At 70.6% G+C, this 19,810-nt stretch carries 21 protein-coding genes and 1 pseudogene; 16 read left to right on the forward strand and 6 right to left on the reverse strand.

The window, feature by feature from the left end; genetic code table 11:
• Positions 1–3 precede the first annotated feature (3 nt).
• Genes A6A06_RS32860 through A6A06_RS32915 form a run of 12 tightly spaced genes read left to right on the forward strand, consistent with a single transcriptional unit; the run spans position 4 to position 10,063 of the window.
• A complete protein-coding gene (locus tag A6A06_RS32860) occupies positions 4–960 on the forward strand; it encodes a GNAT family N-acetyltransferase (RefSeq protein ID WP_073766449.1) in 957 nt (318 codons plus the stop codon).
• Positions 960–2,378, forward strand: a complete 1,419-nt coding sequence (locus A6A06_RS32865; RefSeq protein ID WP_079194521.1) for a glycosyltransferase family 4 protein — start codon at positions 960–962, stop codon at positions 2,376–2,378. The genes A6A06_RS32860 and A6A06_RS32865 overlap by 1 nt, the downstream gene beginning before the upstream one ends.
• Positions 2,375–3,079, forward strand: coding sequence for a PIG-L deacetylase family protein (locus A6A06_RS32870; RefSeq protein WP_073766451.1), 705 nt, complete (start codon positions 2,375–2,377; stop codon positions 3,077–3,079). The genes A6A06_RS32865 and A6A06_RS32870 overlap by 4 nt, the downstream gene beginning before the upstream one ends.
• Entirely contained in the window at positions 3,076–4,059 is a 984-nt protein-coding gene (gene galE, locus A6A06_RS32875) for a UDP-glucose 4-epimerase GalE (RefSeq protein WP_073766453.1), read from the forward strand. Before A6A06_RS32870 ends, galE begins: the two co-directional genes overlap by 4 nt.
• Before the next feature lies 1 nt (position 4,060).
• Entirely contained in the window at positions 4,061–4,687 is a 627-nt protein-coding gene (locus A6A06_RS32880; protein ID WP_073766455.1) for a histidine phosphatase family protein, read from the forward strand.
• A complete protein-coding gene (locus A6A06_RS32885) occupies positions 4,684–6,234 on the forward strand; it encodes an alkaline phosphatase family protein (protein WP_242441072.1) in 1,551 nt (516 codons plus the stop codon). The genes A6A06_RS32880 and A6A06_RS32885 overlap by 4 nt, the downstream gene beginning before the upstream one ends.
• Positions 6,235–6,236: 2 nt before the next feature.
• Complete coding sequence (locus A6A06_RS32890) at positions 6,237–7,151, forward strand: ABC transporter ATP-binding protein (protein ID WP_073766459.1); 915 nt, start codon at positions 6,237–6,239, stop codon at positions 7,149–7,151.
• The gene (locus A6A06_RS32895) at positions 7,135–7,965 is read left to right on the forward strand and encodes an ABC transporter permease (protein WP_073766461.1); all 831 of its coding nucleotides are present in this window, start codon (positions 7,135–7,137) and stop codon (positions 7,963–7,965) included. Before A6A06_RS32890 ends, A6A06_RS32895 begins: the two co-directional genes overlap by 17 nt.
• Positions 7,962–8,207 (forward strand): acyl carrier protein, encoded by a 246-nt coding sequence (locus A6A06_RS32900; RefSeq protein WP_073766463.1) that lies wholly within the window; start codon positions 7,962–7,964, stop codon positions 8,205–8,207. The genes A6A06_RS32895 and A6A06_RS32900 overlap by 4 nt, the downstream gene beginning before the upstream one ends.
• Positions 8,204–8,890: a phosphatase PAP2 family protein gene (locus tag A6A06_RS32905; protein ID WP_073766465.1), complete on the forward strand. Its 687-nt coding sequence runs from the start codon at positions 8,204–8,206 to the stop codon at positions 8,888–8,890. Before A6A06_RS32900 ends, A6A06_RS32905 begins: the two co-directional genes overlap by 4 nt.
• Positions 8,891–8,897: 7 nt before the next feature.
• Positions 8,898–9,584: a class I SAM-dependent methyltransferase gene (locus tag A6A06_RS32910; RefSeq protein WP_073766467.1), complete on the forward strand. Its 687-nt coding sequence runs from the start codon at positions 8,898–8,900 to the stop codon at positions 9,582–9,584.
• Positions 9,581–10,063 (forward strand): NUDIX hydrolase, encoded by a 483-nt coding sequence (locus A6A06_RS32915; protein WP_242441073.1) that lies wholly within the window; start codon positions 9,581–9,583, stop codon positions 10,061–10,063. The genes A6A06_RS32910 and A6A06_RS32915 overlap by 4 nt, the downstream gene beginning before the upstream one ends.
• Before the next feature lie 44 nt (positions 10,064–10,107).
• On the opposite strand, the gene A6A06_RS32920 is transcribed toward A6A06_RS32915, so the two are convergent.
• Both A6A06_RS32920 and A6A06_RS42325 read right to left on the reverse strand, forming a co-directional pair.
• Positions 10,108–10,911, reverse strand: a complete 804-nt coding sequence (locus tag A6A06_RS32920; protein ID WP_199931327.1) for an RICIN domain-containing protein — start codon at positions 10,909–10,911, stop codon at positions 10,108–10,110.
• 98 nt (positions 10,912–11,009) lie between these two features.
• Entirely contained in the window at positions 11,010–11,480 is a 471-nt protein-coding gene (locus A6A06_RS42325; RefSeq protein ID WP_199931328.1) for a hypothetical protein, read from the reverse strand.
• Between the two features lie 227 nt (positions 11,481–11,707).
• Between A6A06_RS42325 and A6A06_RS32930 the strand changes: the two genes are divergently transcribed.
• Positions 11,708–12,232, forward strand: coding sequence for a YceI family protein (locus tag A6A06_RS32930; protein ID WP_073766473.1), 525 nt, complete (start codon positions 11,708–11,710; stop codon positions 12,230–12,232).
• A gap of 264 nt (positions 12,233–12,496) precedes the next feature.
• Here A6A06_RS32930 and A6A06_RS32935 read toward each other — a convergent pair whose 3' ends face one another.
• The gene (locus tag A6A06_RS32935; RefSeq protein WP_073766475.1) at positions 12,497–13,348 is read right to left on the reverse strand and encodes a calcium-binding protein; all 852 of its coding nucleotides are present in this window, start codon (positions 13,346–13,348) and stop codon (positions 12,497–12,499) included.
• A gap of 251 nt (positions 13,349–13,599) precedes the next feature.
• Between A6A06_RS32935 and A6A06_RS43250 the strand changes: the two are divergent.
• Positions 13,600–13,799, forward strand: a pseudogene (locus A6A06_RS43250) (ISAzo13 family transposase); the annotation flags it as partial.
• 222 nt (positions 13,800–14,021) lie between these two features.
• Entirely contained in the window at positions 14,022–15,896 is a 1,875-nt protein-coding gene (locus A6A06_RS32945) for a serine/threonine-protein kinase (RefSeq protein WP_199931329.1), read from the forward strand.
• 7 nt (positions 15,897–15,903) lie between these two features.
• On the opposite strand, the gene A6A06_RS32950 is transcribed toward A6A06_RS32945, so the two are convergent.
• The gene (locus tag A6A06_RS32950) at positions 15,904–16,380 is read right to left on the reverse strand and encodes a hypothetical protein (RefSeq protein ID WP_073766479.1); all 477 of its coding nucleotides are present in this window, start codon (positions 16,378–16,380) and stop codon (positions 15,904–15,906) included.
• A gap of 153 nt (positions 16,381–16,533) precedes the next feature.
• Here A6A06_RS32950 and A6A06_RS32955 point away from each other — a divergent pair, with 153 nt between their 5' ends.
• Complete coding sequence (locus tag A6A06_RS32955) at positions 16,534–17,364, forward strand: FHA domain-containing protein (protein WP_073766481.1); 831 nt, start codon at positions 16,534–16,536, stop codon at positions 17,362–17,364.
• A gap of 913 nt (positions 17,365–18,277) precedes the next feature.
• Here the strand turns inward: A6A06_RS32955 and A6A06_RS32960 are convergent.
• Both A6A06_RS32960 and A6A06_RS32965 read right to left on the reverse strand, forming a co-directional pair.
• Positions 18,278–18,472 carry a hypothetical protein gene (locus tag A6A06_RS32960; protein WP_073766483.1) on the reverse strand — a complete coding sequence of 65 codons (195 nt, stop codon included), beginning with the start codon at positions 18,470–18,472 and terminating at the stop codon, positions 18,278–18,280.
• Between the two features lie 61 nt (positions 18,473–18,533).
• On the reverse strand, positions 18,534–19,796 hold the full coding sequence (locus tag A6A06_RS32965) for an MFS transporter (protein ID WP_073767143.1): 1,263 nt from the start codon (positions 19,794–19,796) through the stop codon (positions 18,534–18,536).
• Between the last annotated feature and the right edge of the window lie 14 nt (positions 19,797–19,810).

Raw genomic sequence — 19,810 nt, forward strand, 5'->3', positions numbered from 1 at the left:
CCGATGGCCAAGGAGGCGCTGATCCGCCTGTATGACGTCACCCCGTCCCGGCCCCGGCTCGACGCGCTGGGTTCCGGCGGCTCGTCGCGGGACGCCGCTCCTGTCGTACCGCGGTTCAGGCCGTCCGCGGGCCCCCGGGCCGAGTCCTTCGTGGAACTGCGCCGGGGAGACGACGTTCTGGGGCGGTGCGGCCTCAACGTCCAGGGGCCGGGCACGGTGGGTGCCTGCGAGACGACGGCCGCGGTCCCCCCGGCGGACCGTGCGGACGTGCACTGGCTCCTTGTCCACGTGGCGCTGGAGCGGCTCCAGTGGCTCGGGTACGCCTATGCGCTGGTGGACGTCGCCGACCACGCGGACCGCTTCCCGCCGGAACTGCGGCGGGCGGCGTGGTGGATCCCCGACTCCACCGAGTACAGGAGCGCGGTGCGCCGGGACGACAGGAGCCTGGAGTGGGCCGATCTCTTCGTCGACTTCCGGACCTGGGTGCCGAGTTCCGCTCCCACGTCCTTGACGGTCAACGGCCGGGACCTGTGGATTCGGCGCCCGGAGGCCAGCGAGGAGCTGCTGCTCATCGACTGGGTCAAGGACACCTTCGGCGGTGGCTGGGCGAGCGAGCTCCACCGCTCGTTCTCCCGGGACCCGATCTCGTCCGTGATCGTGGTCGACCGGGACAAGGAGCGTCCGCCCAAGGACCGGCTGCTCGGCTTCCTCGCCTATGACACCGCGCGGCTGGGGATGCTGTCGACGATCGCGCTGGTGCCCGAGGCGCGGGGGCAGGATCTGTCGCTGGCGACCACGCTCATCGAGGAGTGTCTGCGCGAAGCGCGGGCCAGCGGTATGACCTACGCCGTGCTCGGAGGTGTGGGCACGGCCCGCCTCGCCGCTCTGCGCGCGTTCAGCGCCTTGTGGACCATCCCCGGCTCGTGCCCGGGAATCTTCGGAAGGGGTGTCCGGAACTGATGGAAATTTTCCTCACCGTCTCCGACCAGGTCTGGGGCGGCAAGCATCGCTACATGTACGACACGGCGCTGGGACTGGCACAGGCCGGTCACGCGGTCACCGTCGTCGCGGAGGAAGGCGGCGCCATGCTCCAGCGGTGCCGCACCGCAGGCGTGGCGACCGTGGGCGTGCCGGGGTTCGCCGGGGGCGACGCGGTCGACGGGGTCCGGAGCGCGCTGCGGCGCGAGCGTCCCCACGTCGTGTGCGTCTCCGGCCGGGCGGACGCCGCCGCCGTCCACCAAGCCCGGTCACAGGACTCCGCCGAGGCGGCCGTGTGCCTCTTCCGCCACTCGGCCTTTCCGCTGGGAACCACCGACGAAGTGCGTGACCTGTTCAGCGGCGTCGACCTGGTCCTCGCCACGTCCCGGGAGCAGCGGCAGCGCCAGTTCGAGCCGCTGATCACCGCGGGCGTCCTCAAGGAGGACCAGGTCGAGGTGCTCACCAGCGGTGTCGGTGAGTCTCTGCTCAAGGCTCTGGACGCGGCGGACCGCGACGCGGGACGCCATGAACTGGGCGCTGGTGCCGACCAGTTCGTCTTCCTCGTGCTGGCCCGTCTGGAGTGGGAGAAGGGCATCGACCGGGTGATCGACGCCTTCGCCGATCTCGAACTGCCGCCGGAGGTGACGCCGCCGCTGCTGGTGATCGCCGGTGGCGGGCCGCTGGAGGCGGAGTTGACGGACCAGGCCGCCGAACGGGGAGTCGCCGACCGGGTCCGTTTCCTCGGCCACCAGGACGAGGTCGCCTCGCTGCTCGCGGCCGGTGACGCCGTCGTGCTGGCCAGTACGGTGCCGGAGACGGGTCCGCTCGCCCTGAAGGAGGCCATGGCCGCCGGCCGGCCGGTCATCGCCTCCGTACAAGGGGGCATCCCGGAGTTCGTGACGGACGAGCGGCACGGTCTGCTGGTCATGGACGACGAGGACCTGCGGCAGGCGATGCAGCGGCTCCTGGGCGACCGTGCCGAGGCCGAGGCGATGGGCGCCGCCGGACGCGAGTCCGTACGCGGCGGACATCGCTCGGCCCGGCGCGTGGAATACCTCGTCCACCGGCTGGATCTGCTGGCGCTGGAGCGCCTCGGCCCGGAGGCGCTCGTCGACGAGCTGGTCTGGGACGACGTGCGGGTGCGCGACGAGACGGACGGCGGCTTCGTCTTCGTGCCGCGTACCTCGCACATCATGGAACTGGACGGCGACACCCATGCGGTGGTCCGTGCGTCTCTCGAAGCAGGCGATCCGCGTCAGCTGCTCAAGCCCACCCGGCTGACGCCCGCTGTGCTCACCCACCGGCTCTACGCCATGGGCGCGCTGGTCCGCCCGGGTGTCCTGCCAGTGCCGACGGCTTCCGCCGCGGACACCGGGCGCCCGGCTCCGGAGCACGTGTGAAGGCCCTCGTCATCGCCGCGCACCCGGACGACGAAACGCTCGGTGCCGGGGCCACCGCGTCGGCGCTGAGCCGGCAGGGGGCGCAGGTGCACATCCACATCCTCGCCGAGGGGGTGTCCCTGCGGCACACGGGGACGACGCTCGACCTGGCGCGGGAACGATGTCAGGCAGCGGCCAAGGAACTGGGGGCCGCCGACATCTCGTTCGGCGGCCTGGCAGCCGACGGCCGGCTGCCGGCGGATCTTCCGCAGAGCCAGGTCGTCGGCGCGATCGGCCGGGTGCTGCGCGAGGTGGCGCCCGAAGTGGTCTTCACCCACCACCCGGGCGACATCCACGCGGACCACCGCAGCGTCGCCCACGCCGTGCAGTACGGCACGCGGATCCTCGGCGCGGGCCCGGTCCGGCAGGTGCTCCACTTCGAGGTCCTGTCCTCGACGGAACAGCAGACGGGCCTGGTGGCCCCCTTCACCCCTGATGTGTTCTACGACGTGACCGGGCACGTCGAGGCCAAGTGCCGGGCTCTGGCCGCCTACCCCGACGAGGTCTACGACCCGCCGCACCCCCGCTCGTTGGCGGCCGTGCGGACGCTGGCCGCCTACCGGGGGACGCAGGTGGGCGTGGAAGCGGCCGAAGCGTTCATGACCGGACGGGAACTGCGCACACCCATGGCCACCGGACCGAGCGGAGTTGATGTGGGATGAGAGTGCTCGTCACCGGGGGTGCCGGATATGTGGGCTCCTTCACCGTCCGCCGTCTCCTGGCGGCCGGCCACGAGGTCGTGGTGGTCGACAACCTCAGCACGGGCCGTCGCGAGGCCGTCCGGGGCTGCCCCCTGCGGATGGCGGACATCCGCGACCCGGCGGGCATGGGTCCGGTCTTCGAGGAGTTCCGCCCGGAGGCCGTAATCCACTTCGCGGCCCTGAAGTCCTCGGAGGAGTCGCTGCGCGACATCGGCACGTACTTCGGCGTCAATGTGACGGGCACGCAGAACGTGCTCGACCTGTGTGCGCGCACAGGCGTGGAGCGGTTCGTGTTCTCCTCCTCGTGCGCCGTGTACGGCACGCCGCAGATCTGCCCGGTCGACGAGACCGCCCCGGTGCGTCCGGAGAGTCCGTACGGAGAGACGAAGTACCTGTCCGAGCGGATGATCGCCTCCTACGGACAGGCCACCGGGCTGCGCTACGCCAACCTGCGGTACTTCAACGCGGCGGGCGCGGCCGACGACGCTTCTCTGGGCGAGTACGCGGGTCCGGCGGCGACCCAGCTCCTTCCCGTGGCGGTACGGGCCACCCTGGGCCTGGCTCCCGCGCTGCGGATCTTCGGCGACGACTATCCGACTCCGGACGGCACGGCTCTGCGCGACTACATCCACGTCGAGGACCTCGCGCAGGCGCATGTGCGGGTACTGGAGGGCCTGGACACGGACGAACGGTGCGGGCCGGTGAACCTCGGCCGCGGGCAACCCGTCAGCGTACGCGAGCTGATCGACGCCCTGCGTCACGTCTCGGAGAAGGACACCACCGTGACGACCGCGCCGCGCAGGCCCGGCGACCCCGGTCTGTCCTGGGCCGATCCGGATCTGGCGCTGAGCCGTTTCGGCTGGCGGGCAGAGCGCGACCTCGACCACATCGTCCGTACGGCGTGGGACTGGCACACCGGTACACCCGCCTCGCTGGAGTGACATGCACCTTTACCTGCTGCGCCACGCCGAAGACCGCGCCGGAACGCACGATCCGCACCGTCCCTTCCTGACCGGGCACGGGCGCCTCCAGGCGCAGGCCGCCGCGCGCTGGCTGGCCGACCGGCACCCCACCGCATTGCGTACCAGTACGCTGCCCCGCGCCCGGCAGACCGCCGATATCGTGGCGCGGCACACCGCCCTCGACGTGCGGGAGGATCCGCGTCTCAACGAGATCGTCTGGGCGTCGTCCGACGCGGCGGGACCGCTGCCGAACCCGCGGGAGGACCGGCGCTGCCCTCCGTCACCGGGAGCGGAGACCTGGCACGTGTTCATGACCCGGGTCGCCACCTGCGTGAGCGAGCTGTGCCACCGGGCCGGGGCGGACCAGCGCATCGTGCTGGTCACCCACAGCGGCTTCTTCGACGCCGTCAACGAACTGCTGTGCGGCGGGTCCGGCCGGGTCGAACTGTCCGTGGCGCACGCGGGGATCACCCACTGGCAGTACCGCCCCGGCGACTCCGGCGGCGCGTGGCTGCTGCACCAGCACAACGTCACCTTCCACCCGGCGTCGGACCCGGCCGGTGACGGGGCCGGGGACGGCGCGACGGCGATGGAGCCGACCTCGTGAGCGGGCGGCGCCGACGCATGATCGTCATCTGTGTCGACGGCGGTCTGCCCGGGATCATCCGCGAGCACGACTTCTTCGACCTGACCCGGGCCCTGCCGGCCGTGCCGGGCACCGCCGTCCACGAGCTGCGCAGCATCTTCCCCTCCTCGACGGCGCCGTCCCACGCGTCCTTCCTCACCGGTACGCACCCCGAAGGGCACGGCATCGTGGGGAACCGTTTCTGGGAGCGGGAGAGCGCCGCGGAGATCCGGCAGCGCGCGGACGACCCCCTGTCCGCTTTCCACCCCTACGAGGAAGACTCGCTGACCGCTCCCAGCCTTCTCGACTGGTTCGCCCGGCAAGGGGCGTCAGCCGCCGCCGTGCACTTCCCGCAGACCTTCTCCCGTGGCGCCCGGCAGGCGATCCCCAGCTGCTACAGCTTGTACGCACCCGCCCGCGATCTCGTCGTCCCGCTCGCGCCGGGCGGCGACGGGACCGCCGACGCCCGGGTGACGCTCTCCTACCTGGGGCACGAACTGCCCCTGTATGTGCATCTGGACCAGCGGACGGACACCATCACGGTCGGCAGCGACAGGGAGAACGCCGTCCTGGCCGACGGCTCCCGCCCCGTACGGCTGGACATCCCGGTGACCTCCGGCGCCGTCTCCGTCGCGGCCTCCTGCACGCTGCTCGACCCCGGCCGGATACGGGTACGCCTGGGAACCGCCGTGATCACCATGGGCTTCGGCGGCCTCGATCCCGTACCGCTCCGCGGCGGTGACGGCCCCGCGTCCCTGCACGTCGAGTACACCGCCAACCCGCACCACACCTTCCATGAGGCGCCCCGCGCCGAGTGGGTGGAACAGACCGCCCTCGACGTCCTCGAAAAGCACGACCCCGACGTCCTGTTCGTACGCTTCAACCAGGCCGATCACGCTCAGGAGTTCCTGTACTGGCACGCGGTGCGCGGCAGCGCCCGCGAGCGGGACCCGGCGTGGCAGCAGATCCTGGACGTCTACGCCCGGATCGACGCCTGCGTGGGGCGGCTCGCCGAAGCCGTCGGCGAGCACGCGGAGTTCCTGTTGTTCTCCGACCACGGGATCGACTACGTCGAGACGCACCTTCGCCCCAACCATGTGCTGGCGGACCTGGGCCTCGCCGACCGCATGGTGTTCCAGGGCGACAGCAACTGCGCCTACCTGTACGCGGACGCCCCCCTGCCGGCCGCGGAGGAAGAGCGCCTCGGCCGTGCGCTGCGCGCGCTCGATCCGTCCGTCGGCCTGCTCACCCCGCCCGAACGGAAGCGTCTGAAGCTGCCGGTGAGCAGCCCGCGGGTGGGCCGCCTGACCGTGACCTGCGGCCGGCACATCGAATTCCAGTACGGCGACGTCGCGGCCCGGGAGAGCGTGGCGTCCGCGTCCCACGGCTACCTGCCCAGCGACCCGGCCATGAGCGGCTTCTACCGCTCTTTCGGACGCACGGCGGTGCAGCCGGCTCCCCCCGGCGACATCACGGGGGCCGCGGCCGTGGTCCGCTGGATCTGGCGCCACGCGGCACAGGGGAGGTGAGCATGCCCGACAGCGCACCGTACGCATATGAGGTGGCGGACCTGCACAAGCAGTACGACGGAACCTCCCGCCCGGCCAATACGGACATGTCCTTCCGTATCCGGCAGGGCGAGTTCTTCGGGCTGCTGGGCAGCAACGGCGCCGGGAAGACGACCCTGGTCAAGCAGATGATCGGCCTGGTGCGGCCGGACGGCGGAACGGTACGGCTCCTCGGACGCGACGTCTTCGCCCACCCCCGTTTCACCACGGCCACGGTCGGCTACATGCCGCAGACCGCCTTCGCCCTGAACAGCCTGACCGTCAAGGAGGCCGTCTACTTCAGCGCCCACCTGCGCGGCGTCGCCGCCAGGACCGCCCGGCGGGAACGCGACGCCGTACTGGAACTGCTCGGCCTGACCCACCTCGCCGGCAAGGTCGCCCGGCAGCTCTCCGGAGGAGAACGCCGGCTGCTCCAGATCGCGGTGACCCTGACCGGGTCACCGCCCGTACTCATCCTGGACGAGCCGACCAACGAGCTGGACCCGTCACGACGCCGCCAGGTGTGGCAACTGCTCAGGGACCTCAACCAGCGCGACGGCCGCACGATCATCCTCATCACCCACAACGCGATCGAAGCGGAACAGGTCATCGAGCGGGTCGGCATCCTCAAGGACGGGCGGCTCGCCGCGCTGGGCGCCCCGGCCGAGCTCAAGGCCGCCCTCCACTCCCAGGTCCGCCTCTCGATCACCCTGGGCGACGCGGAGACGCACGGGCTGCCCGACTACGTCCGGGTGCAGTCACAGCACCGCGGCAAGGTCGTGGCCCTGGTCGACTCCGCCGACCTGCCGCACCTGACCAAGGATGTGGATCTCAGCCGGTTCCCCGAGTTCACGATGCACACCGCGACCCTGGAAGACGTCTATGTCAACTACGCGTGACGAAAGGCTCGGCCTGAGCTTCCCGCAACAGGCCTGGGACCTGTTCCGGATCCAGCTCACCAACTGGCGCTGGTCCTGGCCCCAGATGGTGCTCACCGGCATGCTCGCCCCCCTGGTCAGCATCGCCGCCCTGGGCCTGTTCGCCCGGTCCTCCGGTCCCGCGGCCACCGAATACGTCCTGACCGGCAGCGTCACCATGGCGATCCTGTTCGAGACCCAGAACCGGATCGCCAGCAACTTCGCGTTCATGCGCGGCAACGGCGCCTTCGAGTACTACGCCGCGCTGCCCGTACGCCGGGAGGCGCTCATCCTCGCCACGCTCGCGGCGTTCTCCCTCCTGTCGCTGCCCGCCGTCGCGGTCACCCTGTTCCTCGGATCGGCCCTGCTCGACGTCCCGCTGACCCCGTCGCCGCTCGCTCCCCTGTGCCTCCTGCTCGCCCTCCTGCCCTCGGCCGGGCTCGGAGCCCTCATCGGCAGCAGATCCGGCACCATCGAACAGGCGTCCTCACTCAGCCTGGCCACCACGCTCCTCATGATGGCCGCAGGCCCGGTGGCCGTCCCGCCCGGCCTCCTCCCCGATGCCCTGGTCTGGATCGGCCACCTCAACCCCGCGGTGTACGCGGCCGACAGCCTGCGCCACTCCCTCACCACCCCCGCCGCCCTCAGCGCCCTCGCCGACATGGCGGTCCTCGCCACGTTCGCGGGTGCCGTCTGGGGCCTGACCAGCACGCGTATGCACTGGCGTGCCCGCTACGGGCGCCGCACCACGTCACCAGCCGCGGACCCATCATCACAAAAGGGAGCACCGTCATGACCGAGCAGGAGTTCATCGCCGTTCTCGCGCCGCTGGCGGAGGAGATCACCGGGACGGCCGTATCGCAGGACCAGCTCGACGCCTCCTTCGGGGACCTGGACATCGATTCCCTCAACCAGGTCGAGATCATCAGCCGTGTCGAGGACGAGTTCGACTGCCGGATCGAGGACAGCGTTCTGCGGACGATCCGTACCCCCCGCGGACTGATGGAGCACATATCGAAGGCCACTGCCACCGCATGAACCGGCGCCACCCCGTGGGCCGGGCCCGGCCCCTGCCATGGTTCGGATGGTGGGCGGCGGCCCACGCCTGCCTGCTGCTCCTCCTCGTCGCGTTCCGCTGGGACGGGCGGCTGAGCGGAGCTCTCTGCTCCTGGGGAAGCGGCGGAGCGGTGCGCACCCACCTTCTCCAGGCGCTGACGTCCTGGGGCAACCCCTGGCCGGTGACGGTCATGGCCGCCGGATCCGCGTGCGTAGCGCTGATCCGGCGGGACGTCATCGCCGCCGCCGTACTCCTGGTCGTGCCGTACGCCGCCACGGTGAGCAGCAACGTACTCAAGGGGTGGGTCGAACGGCAGCGCCCCACGCTGGAATGCGCCTCCCTCCACGCCGACGGATTCGGATTCCCCAGCGGACACGCGGTGGGCGTGACCACCGGATTCCTGCTTGCCGCGCTGTACCTCGCCACCCTCATACCCCGGGCAGCGCCGGCATTGCTCCTTCTGGCAGCGCTGTGCGCCGAACTCGTCGCGTGGAGCAGGGTTTTCCTCGGTGTGCACTTCGGCTTCGACGTACTCGCCGGGCAACTCCTCGGCGCGGGCTGGCTGGCCGTCGCCGCCTTCCTGTTGCACTGGCGGCCGGCCCGCCGCTTGCCGAGCGAGACAGGCGAAGGGGCGGCCACCACCGCGGATGAGCCCGTGCCATGATGACGTCGTGCCGTTCAATCACAACGATCACTATCACGAACTCCTGCTCCGCGAGCTTCCCGCAACCTGCCACCAAGCCCTCGACGTGGGCTGCGGAACCGGATCGCTCGCTCGGAAACTGGCGTCCCGCGGTATCGACGTGGACGCTGTCGACGCGGACGGCGACGTCATCGCCGCCGCACAGAAGCAATCCTCCGCGATCGAACTCCCCGGGCATATCCGCTTCGAACAAGCCGATATCACCGAACTGACCCTGCCACCCGGCACATACGACTACATCGTGTGCGTGGCCAGCATTCACCACGTCCCCTTCGACACGGTACGAAAACTTCGCGCAGCGCTGACCGCGAACGGCGTCCTGGTGATTCTCGGCTGCTACCGGGCAGCCACGCTCCGGGACCACGCCGTAGGCCTTCTGGCCGTGCCGGTGAACGCCGTCTTGCGCACCGCGGTGTTCCTCCGGGAAAAACTCTCCAAGGACCGCACGGTTATGGGCACCTCGACCACGGACGCCTCAGCTACCGGCACCCCGGGGGGCCATATCACTACCGCGCCCGTCGCGCCCCCTTCCATGTCTTTCGCCGAGGTCCGGGAATCCGCTGCCACCGACCTGCCACGGAGCCGGATGCGGCAGCTCCTGTTCTGGAGGTACCTCCTGGTGTTCCGTAACACCGAGCGTGAGGCGGGGCAGTGACCGGGCGCCAGGACCAGCAGGCTCCCCCGCCTCCCGCGGGCTACGTCCTCGGAGCGACATGCGTCGCGTTCAACGACATGGGGCACGTCCTCATCGCACGCCGCCGCTCCCCGGAGCGCTGGGAGCTGCCCGGCGGCCTCGTCGATCCACTTGAGTCATTCGGCGATGCCGCCGCTCGCGAGACGCTGGAAGAGACCGGGGTCCTCGTCGAGGTCCACGGCCTGGTGGGCGTCTACCAGCACCCGAGCCGGGGCATCCTCGCAGGCATCTTCATCGCCACAGCCCTCTCCGGAGAACCACACCCGACGGCCGAATCCAGCGCCGCCGAGTGGACGGAGGCGGCAGACGCACTCAAGCGACTGCACCCCCTCTACCGCCCCCGACTGGAAGACGCCCTCGCCGCCAGGGAATCCGTGACCTTCCGCGTCCACGAGGGCACGGAGGTCCTCTCCCTCCTCAAGGCCACGGGCGTCGTCTGAAGACGGCTCGGCCTCTGGGTCGGCCTCGGCCTCTAGGTCGGCCTCTAGCTCGCCCCACCGCCTCTCCAGAGCTGCTTCCGGTCGTCGCTGTTACAGGTGGTCACCATCACCAAGGTGCCGCTGAAAGGCGGCGAGTCGATCTTCAGGCAGTGGTCGGTTTCGGCGCTCTTCAGGGTCTGGCCTGCCGCGGACGTGGTGTCGACGCGCCAGTGGATGTTGCCGGAACTGCAGTTGGTGAGGCTGACCTGGTAGTCGTTGCCCGGGGGCGCCGTCAGACAGGAGCCGCTGGCGCGGTTGACCAGCTCGAAGGTGTTGCCTCCGGTGGAGCGCAGCGTCCAGGTGTAGGCATAGCTGGCACTACAGGTACCGACGGACGGAAAGGTGCCGTCCCCGGCAGCGCACTGTCCGGCCTGGACGTTCTCCAGGTGGGAGCGGGAGCCCGGGGAGAGCCCCGCCGGATTGGGGCGCCCGTGCGCGCCGCCCCCAGTGGTGGGAATCGGCGTCGTCGGCGCGGGCCGCTGCGGCAGCGTCCGCGCCCGGCCGCCGGAGCTGTGCGGGCCCGGCGCGGGCGCGGCGGGCGAAGCAGACGAGGCGGACGGCGCTACGGGGGCCCGGGACGTCGCAGAGGCCGAAGGGGACGGAGAGGGTGACGCGAAGGAGGACGGCGTCCCCTGCGCCTGCGCCGGCGGCTGGTCTTCGGGGGCGGACTGGTGCGGCGCGAGCGTGATGGCCAAGACCGCTCCGCCCGTCGCGACGACGGGCACCACGACCAGCAGGACACGCGCGCGGCGTAGCTTGCGCACGTAGGAGACCTGGTCGGCGTGCCCGACCGCCACTCCCCCGTTCACGGCGTGGGTGACGTTCCCGCCGGGAATGTACGGGTACGCGGCCTGTGCGGCCTCGGGAGCCGGCGCGGCCCAGGTGGCTCGGGGGACGCCGGGCGCGCTCAGCCGTGCTGCGGGCCCGGCTGCGGAGGGTTTCCCATCGTCACGTTCCCCATGGTCACGGCGGCTGCGCCCCCGGTCTCGGCGCTGACGTTCACCGAGCCGTGGACGGCTACGCCTCCGGCGCCCTCCGCCGATGCCCGGCCGGCCGTGCGGTCCCGGGCGTCCTGCACCTGTTGGACGGCGCGTTCCACCGCCGCGGCAAAGCCCGCGTCGCCCTCGGCCGCGTCCGCCAGCGCGCGCTGCATGCGCTGCCGGACCGGATCACTGGGCACGGCAGCCTCGCCCGTCCCGGCACCCTCGTCCATCTCAGCTGCCTCGGCCTGCTCTTCAGCCTCGGCGGTCAGCTCCAGTAGCGCGGGCTGCTCGCCCAGCCTCGTGCTCACCAGGCCATGGAGTTCGTCCATCGCCGCGTCCAGCGCCCGGTCGACCTCCGCATCGGCCCGCCCGGCCACACGCCTGGCCTTCTGCACCGCCCAAGCGAAGAGAATCCCGACAGCTACCTCAATACCCGTCATCTCAACTCCCCCATCATGCCCAGTTGCTGACGCAGACAGTATCCACGTCCGTCCACTACGAGAAGCCGACACGAGGAAGGGCTCCGGGGCGAGTCCGGCCGCGCGAGGGGACTGGTGCAGCCACCACCGCGTGCGAGAGGCTGATCCGTCCAAGAGGTTCGGCACGCGGAGGCGACGCGCTCATGGCGATACCAGGCACAGCCGGGCAGTCCCTACCGGAAGCAGGCACCTACGACATCGACCCAGCGGCATCCACGGTCCGTTTCGGCACGCGTGCGATGTTCGGACTGCTCCCGGTCCGGGGGACGTTCGCTGTCAGCCATGGCCGGATCACGGTAGCCGAGTTGCCGGACGAGTCGTCGGCAGAAGCCGTGATGGACGCCGCCAGCTTCGAATCCGGCAATCAGCAGCGTGACGACCACATAAGGTCCTCCGACTACTTGGACGTGGCACGACATCCCGAGATCGCCTTCCGAAGCCGGCGTCTGGAAAGGTCCGCCCAGGACGCCTCACTGCGGGGAGAATTAACCGTCTGCGGAGTAACGCAGCCAGTCCTCATCACGCTCAGTTCGATTACCTGCGAAGACAGGCGGATCACGGCCAACGGCACCGCCACGATAGACAGATACGCCTTCGGCATCACCAAAGCCAAGGGCATGACCGGGCGCCGTACAAAAATCACCCTGGAAGTGGTCGCAAACCGCTGAGGGAAGCCTGCCTCCGGCACAGCGCAAATCAGGAAAGCGCCCGGAAAGGGTGGGGGGGGGCGGGCCTGGGTTACGAGTCTTCAGGGTGTTACACGAACATGCCGGGTCCGGCGACCGCGACATCGATCGGCGGCCGCCCCGTCAACGAGATCCTCGCCGTCGCCCTCGGCTCCGCCCAGGGCGGTCGCTTACCGGGCTTCGGAGGGCGCCCGCCCCTCAACCCCGATGCACCTCAACTCCGATGCACCTCAATCCTGCTGCCCGTCAGTCCTGATGCACCTCATTGCGGCCAGGACCGCCGGAGAGTTTGTCCGTGCCGGGGCCTCCCCACAGGACGTCGTCACCGCTGTTGCCCCACAGCGTGTCGTTGCCTGCCTCGCCGTAGAGCTTGTCGTTGCCCTTCCCGCCGTAGAGGACGTCGGCCCCGCCCTTACCGTGCAGGACGTCGTCCCCGTCGTCGCCGTGCAGGTTGTTCTCCTCGTCGGTACCGGTCAGGGAGTCGTTCCCCGCTTCGCCGTAGCAGTCCTGCCCGCAGTGGGTGAGGGTGTCGTTGCCCGGACCGCCGTAGGAGCCGAAGCCGAACGGGCCACCGCCGCCGTCGAGGCGGTCGTCGCCGTCGTCGCCGTGGATCATGGCGGACGCGGACGCCTTGATCACGTCGTTGCCCTTGCCGCCGTGGACCCGGGCCCATGCCTGACTGTCGGGTTCGAGGGTCACGGTGTCGTCCTGGTCGCCGGTGTCGATGGCGTAGGTGTCGGAGTCGTCCGAGTTCTCCGGGATCTTGACCGCGCAGCGTACGGCGGTGCGGTCCCCGGGCGTGGGGTACACACACTCGTCCGCGTCCGCCGCCTTCGGGTCGATGGCGATCTCGTACCGGTCGTGGAAGGTGAGGACGAAGTACGACTCGAACTCGCCGCGCCGCTCGATCTTCTCGTCCACGGACAGCTTGTTCTGCTGGCCGGGGGCAGCCCTGTAGAGCAGTTCCTTGCCGTCCTCATGGGCGACGGCGGCGGTGGACGCTGCCTGGGCGGCCGGCGCCGACGTCGCGAGGGCGGCGGCGCCGAGAACGAGAGTGAAGGCGGTGGCAGCAGCGGCGATGGGACGGTGAGTACGCATACGGAAGTGCCCCTTCGGGACGTCAGTGTGCCGTGGTGCTCGTGGTCACCCGGTTGGACCAGGGCGCCGAGCAGGGAGTTGTGCCATCGCGGATGAACAGCGGCGGGCGGGGCAGTGACCGGGACGTGGCTCGTTCGAGCCGCTGGTTCGGCCTCGATCGCCCCGTACCGGCGCGCCACCGAAGGGCGAGAACGCAGGCTGCGATGCGGCCCGTTGCGCATCAGGCAGGAACGGAACGGCCAGGTCAGAGCCACCTGCGAGTCGCCCTGACTGCGGAATTCCTCGCGGTGCTGTTCGACAGCAGTCGGACCGCCATGGACCGCACCCTGCTGAAGATCAGGAAACCGCTCAAGGCACACGGCATCGTCATCCCATCAGCAGCCACCCCGCCCTCCGGGCGCGGGTTCGAGCCCGGAGCGACGACCCCGGCATGATCAAGGCACCGAGTTGATGATCTGCAAGTCCTCAGTACAGTCTGGCGCACGGCATGCAGCGTGTCCGCCCGTTCCTTCGCGTCCATGAGATCTCATGGCGGGTATCCCCCCCCCGTATTGGGACAGTCGAGGCTGTGGCACTGCCCGTGCCACCCCGCGCCGACCATGGGGCACCGATGATGAGTGAACGGCCCGTGAAAACGCTGGCGACGCCGGCACTGCTGCGGCACGGTGGGGTCGTGCGAGTGCGAGTGAGGACGCGGGTCGCGGGGCGATACCGGCTGGCGAAGGGACCCCTCCTCGGCGGGATGGGCGAGGTCTGGCTGGCGTACGACGAAGAGCTGGGGCGGGACGTGGCGCTCAAGCGCGAGCCGCCCGGGAGCCTCGGCGCGGCGGCCGTCGACCGGCTCGGCGCCGAGGCCCGCGCGGTGGCCCGCTTCCGTCACCCGCACGTCGTCACCCTCTACGACCGCATCCGTCTCCGACGGCTGGGCAGGACGGAGTCGTGGCTGGTCATGGAGTACGTGCCGGGCGGCAACCTGGCCGACCGGCCGCCGCTGCCGGTGGCGCTCGCCGCACACGTCGGCGCCCAGCTCGCCGACGCGCTGGGTGCCCTGCATGCCGAAGGCATCGTGCACTGTGACGTCAAGCCGGGCAATGTGGTCGTCTCCGGCGACCACGTGGTCAAGCTGACCGACTTCGGTGCCGCTTACCGGCTGGGTACGCAGGAGACCGTCACGTCCAACAGCGGCGTCGGCTTCACCCCCGGCTATGCCGCGCCGGAGGTGGCCGCCGGACGGCCACCGCTGCCCGCCTCGGACGTCTACTCGCTCGGCGCCACGGTGTACGCGCTGGTCACCCAAAGACCGGTCAGTCCCCGAGCGGACGTGTCCCTGGACGATGAGCTGCTGGCCGCCGGACCGTCTACGAGGCCGCTGGGAGAGCTGCTGCGGGCGCTGTTGCGGGCGGACCCCGGGCAGCGGCCCGGCGTCGCCGAGGCGCGCGAGCGGCTGTGGGAGTTGGCCGGGCCACCGGAGGAACTGCCGCCCTTTCCCGCCCGGGAGCCGGAGACCACGCTGCCCGCGTCGTACAACGAGCGCCGCCACGCGCGGCAGCGGGTGCCGGTACCCGCCCTCGTCGGAGCGGCGCTGCTGGCGGTAACCGCGCTGGTGGCCTGGGGCCTGGCGGGCTGGCTGGCCGGCAGGCCGGCCGACGGCCGCGGCCCGGCTTCGCATTCTTCCGCCACGGGGTCTTCTCCGGGCCTCGCCCGGCTGATCGGCGACCCGCGCACGCTCAACCCTTGCGCGCTCACCTCGGCGCCCGCCTTTACCCGTTGGGGTGATGCCCACCTCAGCTCCGACTACGGAAACTTCGACCGCTGCGACGTCCTGCTGTCGTCGGGCGACGACGACACCGTGGACGTAGAGGTCCAGCTCACCACCGCCCCGTCACCGGCCTCCCCCCGCCCGGCCGGCACGTCCGGACGGGTCGGCGTCGCAGACGGGTCCGCCGACAGTGGTGCTTGCGGTCGCACGCTCACCCTGACCGGCCTGCCCCGCGTCGGCGTGAACATCGTGGCCAAGGCACTGGACGGCGCCCGCCACCCGCTGTGCGCCATCGCCGACACCGCCACCGATCTCGCAGTCGCCCGGCTCGACCGGGACAGCGGCCCGCTGCCGCGCCGTCCCGGCGTCGCGTCCGGCTCACTCGTCGGCCGCGACGCCTGCACTCTGCTGCCCGCCGCCGCGCTGCGCACCGTCACCGGTGCCGACGGCACCGAGGCGCGGCCGGGCTTCGGCAACTGGAGCTGCTCCTGGCGGGCCGCCACGGGCAGCGACTACGTCAGACTGCGTTTCGACCGGCCGCAGCTCGTGGGCGCCGACAACGCCCGCCCCACGCGGATCGGCGGCCGACAAGCGGTGGTGCTCCCGCAGGACGACGGCCCGGACAGTTGCAGTGCCGATATCGCAGGGCCGCCCTACACCAGCCAGGACGGCCGTCACGCGACGGAAACCGTGCTCGTCACGGTCGGCGGCGCCGACTCCGAGGCCCGTGCCTGCGCCCTCGCCACCAAACTGGCCACCGCGCTCGCCCCACACCTGCCACCTGCATGACGGCACGTCAGCGAACGGTGAGAACCAGGGTGGCGGTGTGCCCGGTCACGGACCTGACCTGGATGTTGAGGCTGTTGAGCAGCGAGCTCCGGCCAGGCGGGACGGTCGACGACAGGTGGATGCCCGGCCCGGCCGCCTCCACACTCACCGCGTCGCGGGAGATGCCCACCGCCTTGAGCCGGTCGAAGCCGAACCTGCCGACGTCCATGGCAAGAGTCTCGCCTTGAGCAACGGTGACGGTGCAGTGGCCCTCGCGGCAGCCGGGCCCGGACGGGGCCGGAACCGAAGACGTAGCGGTACGGGTCGCGCCGGCCGGTGAGTCGGTCGGCGTGGTGGATCGCGCGGACCACGCCGCCGTACCGCCGCCGGTCGCCGAGTACGAGCCTGCCGCACCCGCGCCGTGCCCCGCCGCCCCACAGCCGCCGAGCACCACCACGCCCAGCACGGCAGCAGCCACCACCGCCCTGCTCCGGAACGTGTTCATCCGCTGCCTCCTCGGGGGTACTTCCGGTTCCGCCGGTGTACCCCCGCCGTTCCGGGACGGGTCCCGGCCCGCCAGAGCACAGTGGTGCACGGGTGTGCGGCCGAGGGATCCGCACACCCCCCGTACGGCAGGCTCGTCAAGGGAGGCCGACAGATGACAGACCCCCACAGTCACCGCCCTGGTATCAGCGCTCCCCGAGACACCCTCGCCAGAGGAGCGGCGCCCGCGGCGCCCGGCACGCTCCACCTGCGCTCGATGTCCGGCCACCTCAGCGTGGCCCCCCGCCCCGGCACCGTGGTCGCCTTCGGCCGCGGCGAGCCGCCACAGGCCGACCTCCCCGTCGGCGAGGACGACATGCGGGTCAGCCGGCGGCACGGCGAGCTGACGTACCGCCGGAGCCGTTGGTGGCTGCGCAACACCGGCCAGCAGCTGGTCCGGCTGCCCGAGGGCCGGCTGATGCACGCCACCACCGACCCGGTGCCGCTCGCCCCCGGCTACACCCCCGTATTCATCCGAGGCTCCGGCCACCGCGAACACCTCGTCGAGCTCTTCGTCAACGGCCACGACGAGCCGTCACAGGCACAGCGCCGTAAGACCGCCACCCTGCGGCCCCGGACGTGGCCGCTGGACGACAACGAGCGGCTGCTGCTGGTCGCCCTCGGTCAGCACTACCTGCTCTACGAGGCCGGGCCGCGCCCGCTGACCTACCGTCAGGCTGCCGAGCTGGTGGAATGCCTGCGGCCCGGCGAGCAGTGGACGCCGCGTCGGGTCGAGGCCCGCGTCGAAGCGGTGCGCCGACGTCTTCACCAACGCGGCTTCCCCTACCCGCTGCTGCACGACAAGGACTCCGGTTCGGTGCCCAGCGACAACATCCTGCTGCACAATCTGCTGCGTGGGCTGGTGGAGTCCACCACCCTCGTACCACCCGATCTCGCCCTGCTGGACGAGCCCCCGGAGGCGTCCGACTTCGTGGATCGAACGTGATCTGTCGTCCGCGTCGAGCGCGTCTCGAATGGGCGCGGATCCTCTGAAGCGGCTGTCGGGATCGAGCGGTGAGACTGTAGCCCTGCTGGTCAAGGCGGGGTATGGGGCTGCGTCGCGGGCAGCGGGAAGCTGTTCGGCTGCTGCCTCACCGAGGGCTCGCGGTACGGCAGCGCGGCTCTCACTCGGCCAGGTGAGGCGGCGGGCAGCAACGTAAGGAACCCGGTATCACGCGGTCTGCACGCGTTCGCCGGGCCGGGACCTCGCGGCTCGGTCCATCATCGCGCTCATGGCCAAAAGGACGCCGTCCGCACGAGACACTCAATGGCGCCGCCCCGTCTACTACGGTAGGCCGGACTGGGCGGGGGGGGCCAGGCTACAGTTATGGCGGGCGTAGTGCTTGCCGCCCGCGTCATCCTCGTCTCCACGATTCGCGAAGAACTCGAAGTTTCCGCGACCACCGATCAGCGTCTCAACTCGCGTTTGCCGCCAGCACAGAGCCGACGGCAAAGCGGGCCTGGTCTCAATGGCGGCAGTTGATTGGATGAATCCACCAGTGCCAGTTGCCGGACCAGTACCTCCTCGATGCCGGCCCGGCAGCTGTTGGTTCTGCAAACGGAGCGAATCGTCCGCGCTGTCCTAGCTGGTCTTGGACCGCATCACACGAGCAGGTGCTCTGCGGGACGCCATGGGGGCCGTGCGGCAACTCATCGGCGGAATGCCCGGAATTGGTCACGGCCGCCTCATGGGCATGTGGCCGGAGCACAGAGGTTGGGGGGAAATCTAGACCTGATACGCGTTCATCAGGCTTCCCCTCAAGGCCGGGCCGTTCGGCGTTCGCATTGTCAGATTTCCTCGCCCATCAGGCGAGTCTGCCCAAGTCACCGGCCAGCCGACGAATTGCCGGGCGGCGAGGTCAGCAGTTTCGGATGGACCACACCGGATCCCGGTTGTCATCGCGTTTCGCCGCATCAGGCGTGAAGAAATTCAGCACATTACCGTTCTTCCCGTAGAAGTACGACCTGACGCCACCGGTCTGACTGTCGACGTGAAACCCGCCGCCGTGCCAGTAGGACAGCCCGTACTTGTTGCACTGGTACAGGTTGAACACTCGCCACTTGTGGCTCACCGGAAGTCGTCCAGCGCCTCGGGGCTGCGCGTGAGGTGAAGGGTCAATGCTCGGAGACGCGTCGGCGGGTGGGGAGTTCCGCCTGGGCCGTGACTGCCAGGGCGACGACGGTCAAAAGGGACAGCAGCGCCCAGGCCGGGGTGAAGCTGCTGGTGAGATCGACCAGCAGGCCGAGCACGGGCGGCACCGTGACGACGGCGATCTGGTTGACGGACATGGCCAGCCCCAGGGCGAAGCCGGTCTTGCCCGGTGGGGCCGCTTCGGTGACGTAGGCGACCCACGGGCCGTACCAGCCGAAGCCGAAGAAGCCGAGCCAGACGAAGACGCCGGAAGCGACGACTGGTGCCCGCCCGGCCGGTGTCATCAGCACACCTAGCCCGGCGATCACGGCGACCATGCAGACCAGCACGATGGCATAGCGCCCGGACCTGCTCCGGTCGCTCCAGGCCGCCAGGCAGATCCGGCCCGCAACGCCCGCCCCCTGGGAGGCCACCAGGACCAGGGCCGCCTTCCCGGCGCCGACCGATGACGCCTGGTGGAGGTGGAGCACCGTCAGGATGCCCACGCCGTACTGCACCGAGATCAGGCTGGTTCCCGACAGCATGATCTTCACCGTGGACGGTTCACGGAGCATGCGCAGCCGGGCGCGGAGCTGTGCCGCGAGCGGGTCCGATGGTTCCTTGTCCTGCGGGGCGGGCCGTGCGGGTGGCCGACGGTGGCATCCCATGAAGAGGCCGGCTCCGAGCAGCGCGATGAAGCCGCCGGTCAGCAGTGTCGCCCGCCAGCCGAACTCCTCGGCGACGAGTGGGAGTACGGCCGAGGCGAGCGCCGCCCCCAGCGGCAGCCCGGCCTGCCGGATACCCATCGCGAAGCCGCGCTGTGACGCGTCGAACCAGGACGCCACCGACTTGCTCCCACCCGGCTGGACGGTGCTGTATCCCATGCCGACCACCAACAGGGCGACCAGCAGCGCCGCGTATCCCGGCGCCAGGCTCCCCGCGCCCAGAGCCAGCCCGACCGCCCCGGCCCCGATTCCGACCACCCAGCGCTCGCTGTAACGGTCCAGCAGCTCGCCGGCCACCAGCAGCCCGGCCAAGGGCATGAGCTGGGCCGCCGAGACCAGCAGACCCAGCTGCGCCGTGCTCAGGTCCAGGGCGCGCTGAAGGTGGACTCCGAGCGCTCCGAGGCCGCCCACGAAGAAGCCGGACGCGGCCTGGGTGAAGGTGGCAATGCCCAGCACGATCCAGCGATAGCGCCACGGATCGCGAACCTGGGACCCGGCGCAACCGGCGGTTTGTTGTGTCACGCCGACCACACTGT

Source organism: Streptomyces sp. CB02923, assembly GCF_001905005.1.
Lineage (GTDB): Bacteria > Actinomycetota > Actinomycetes > Streptomycetales > Streptomycetaceae > Streptomyces.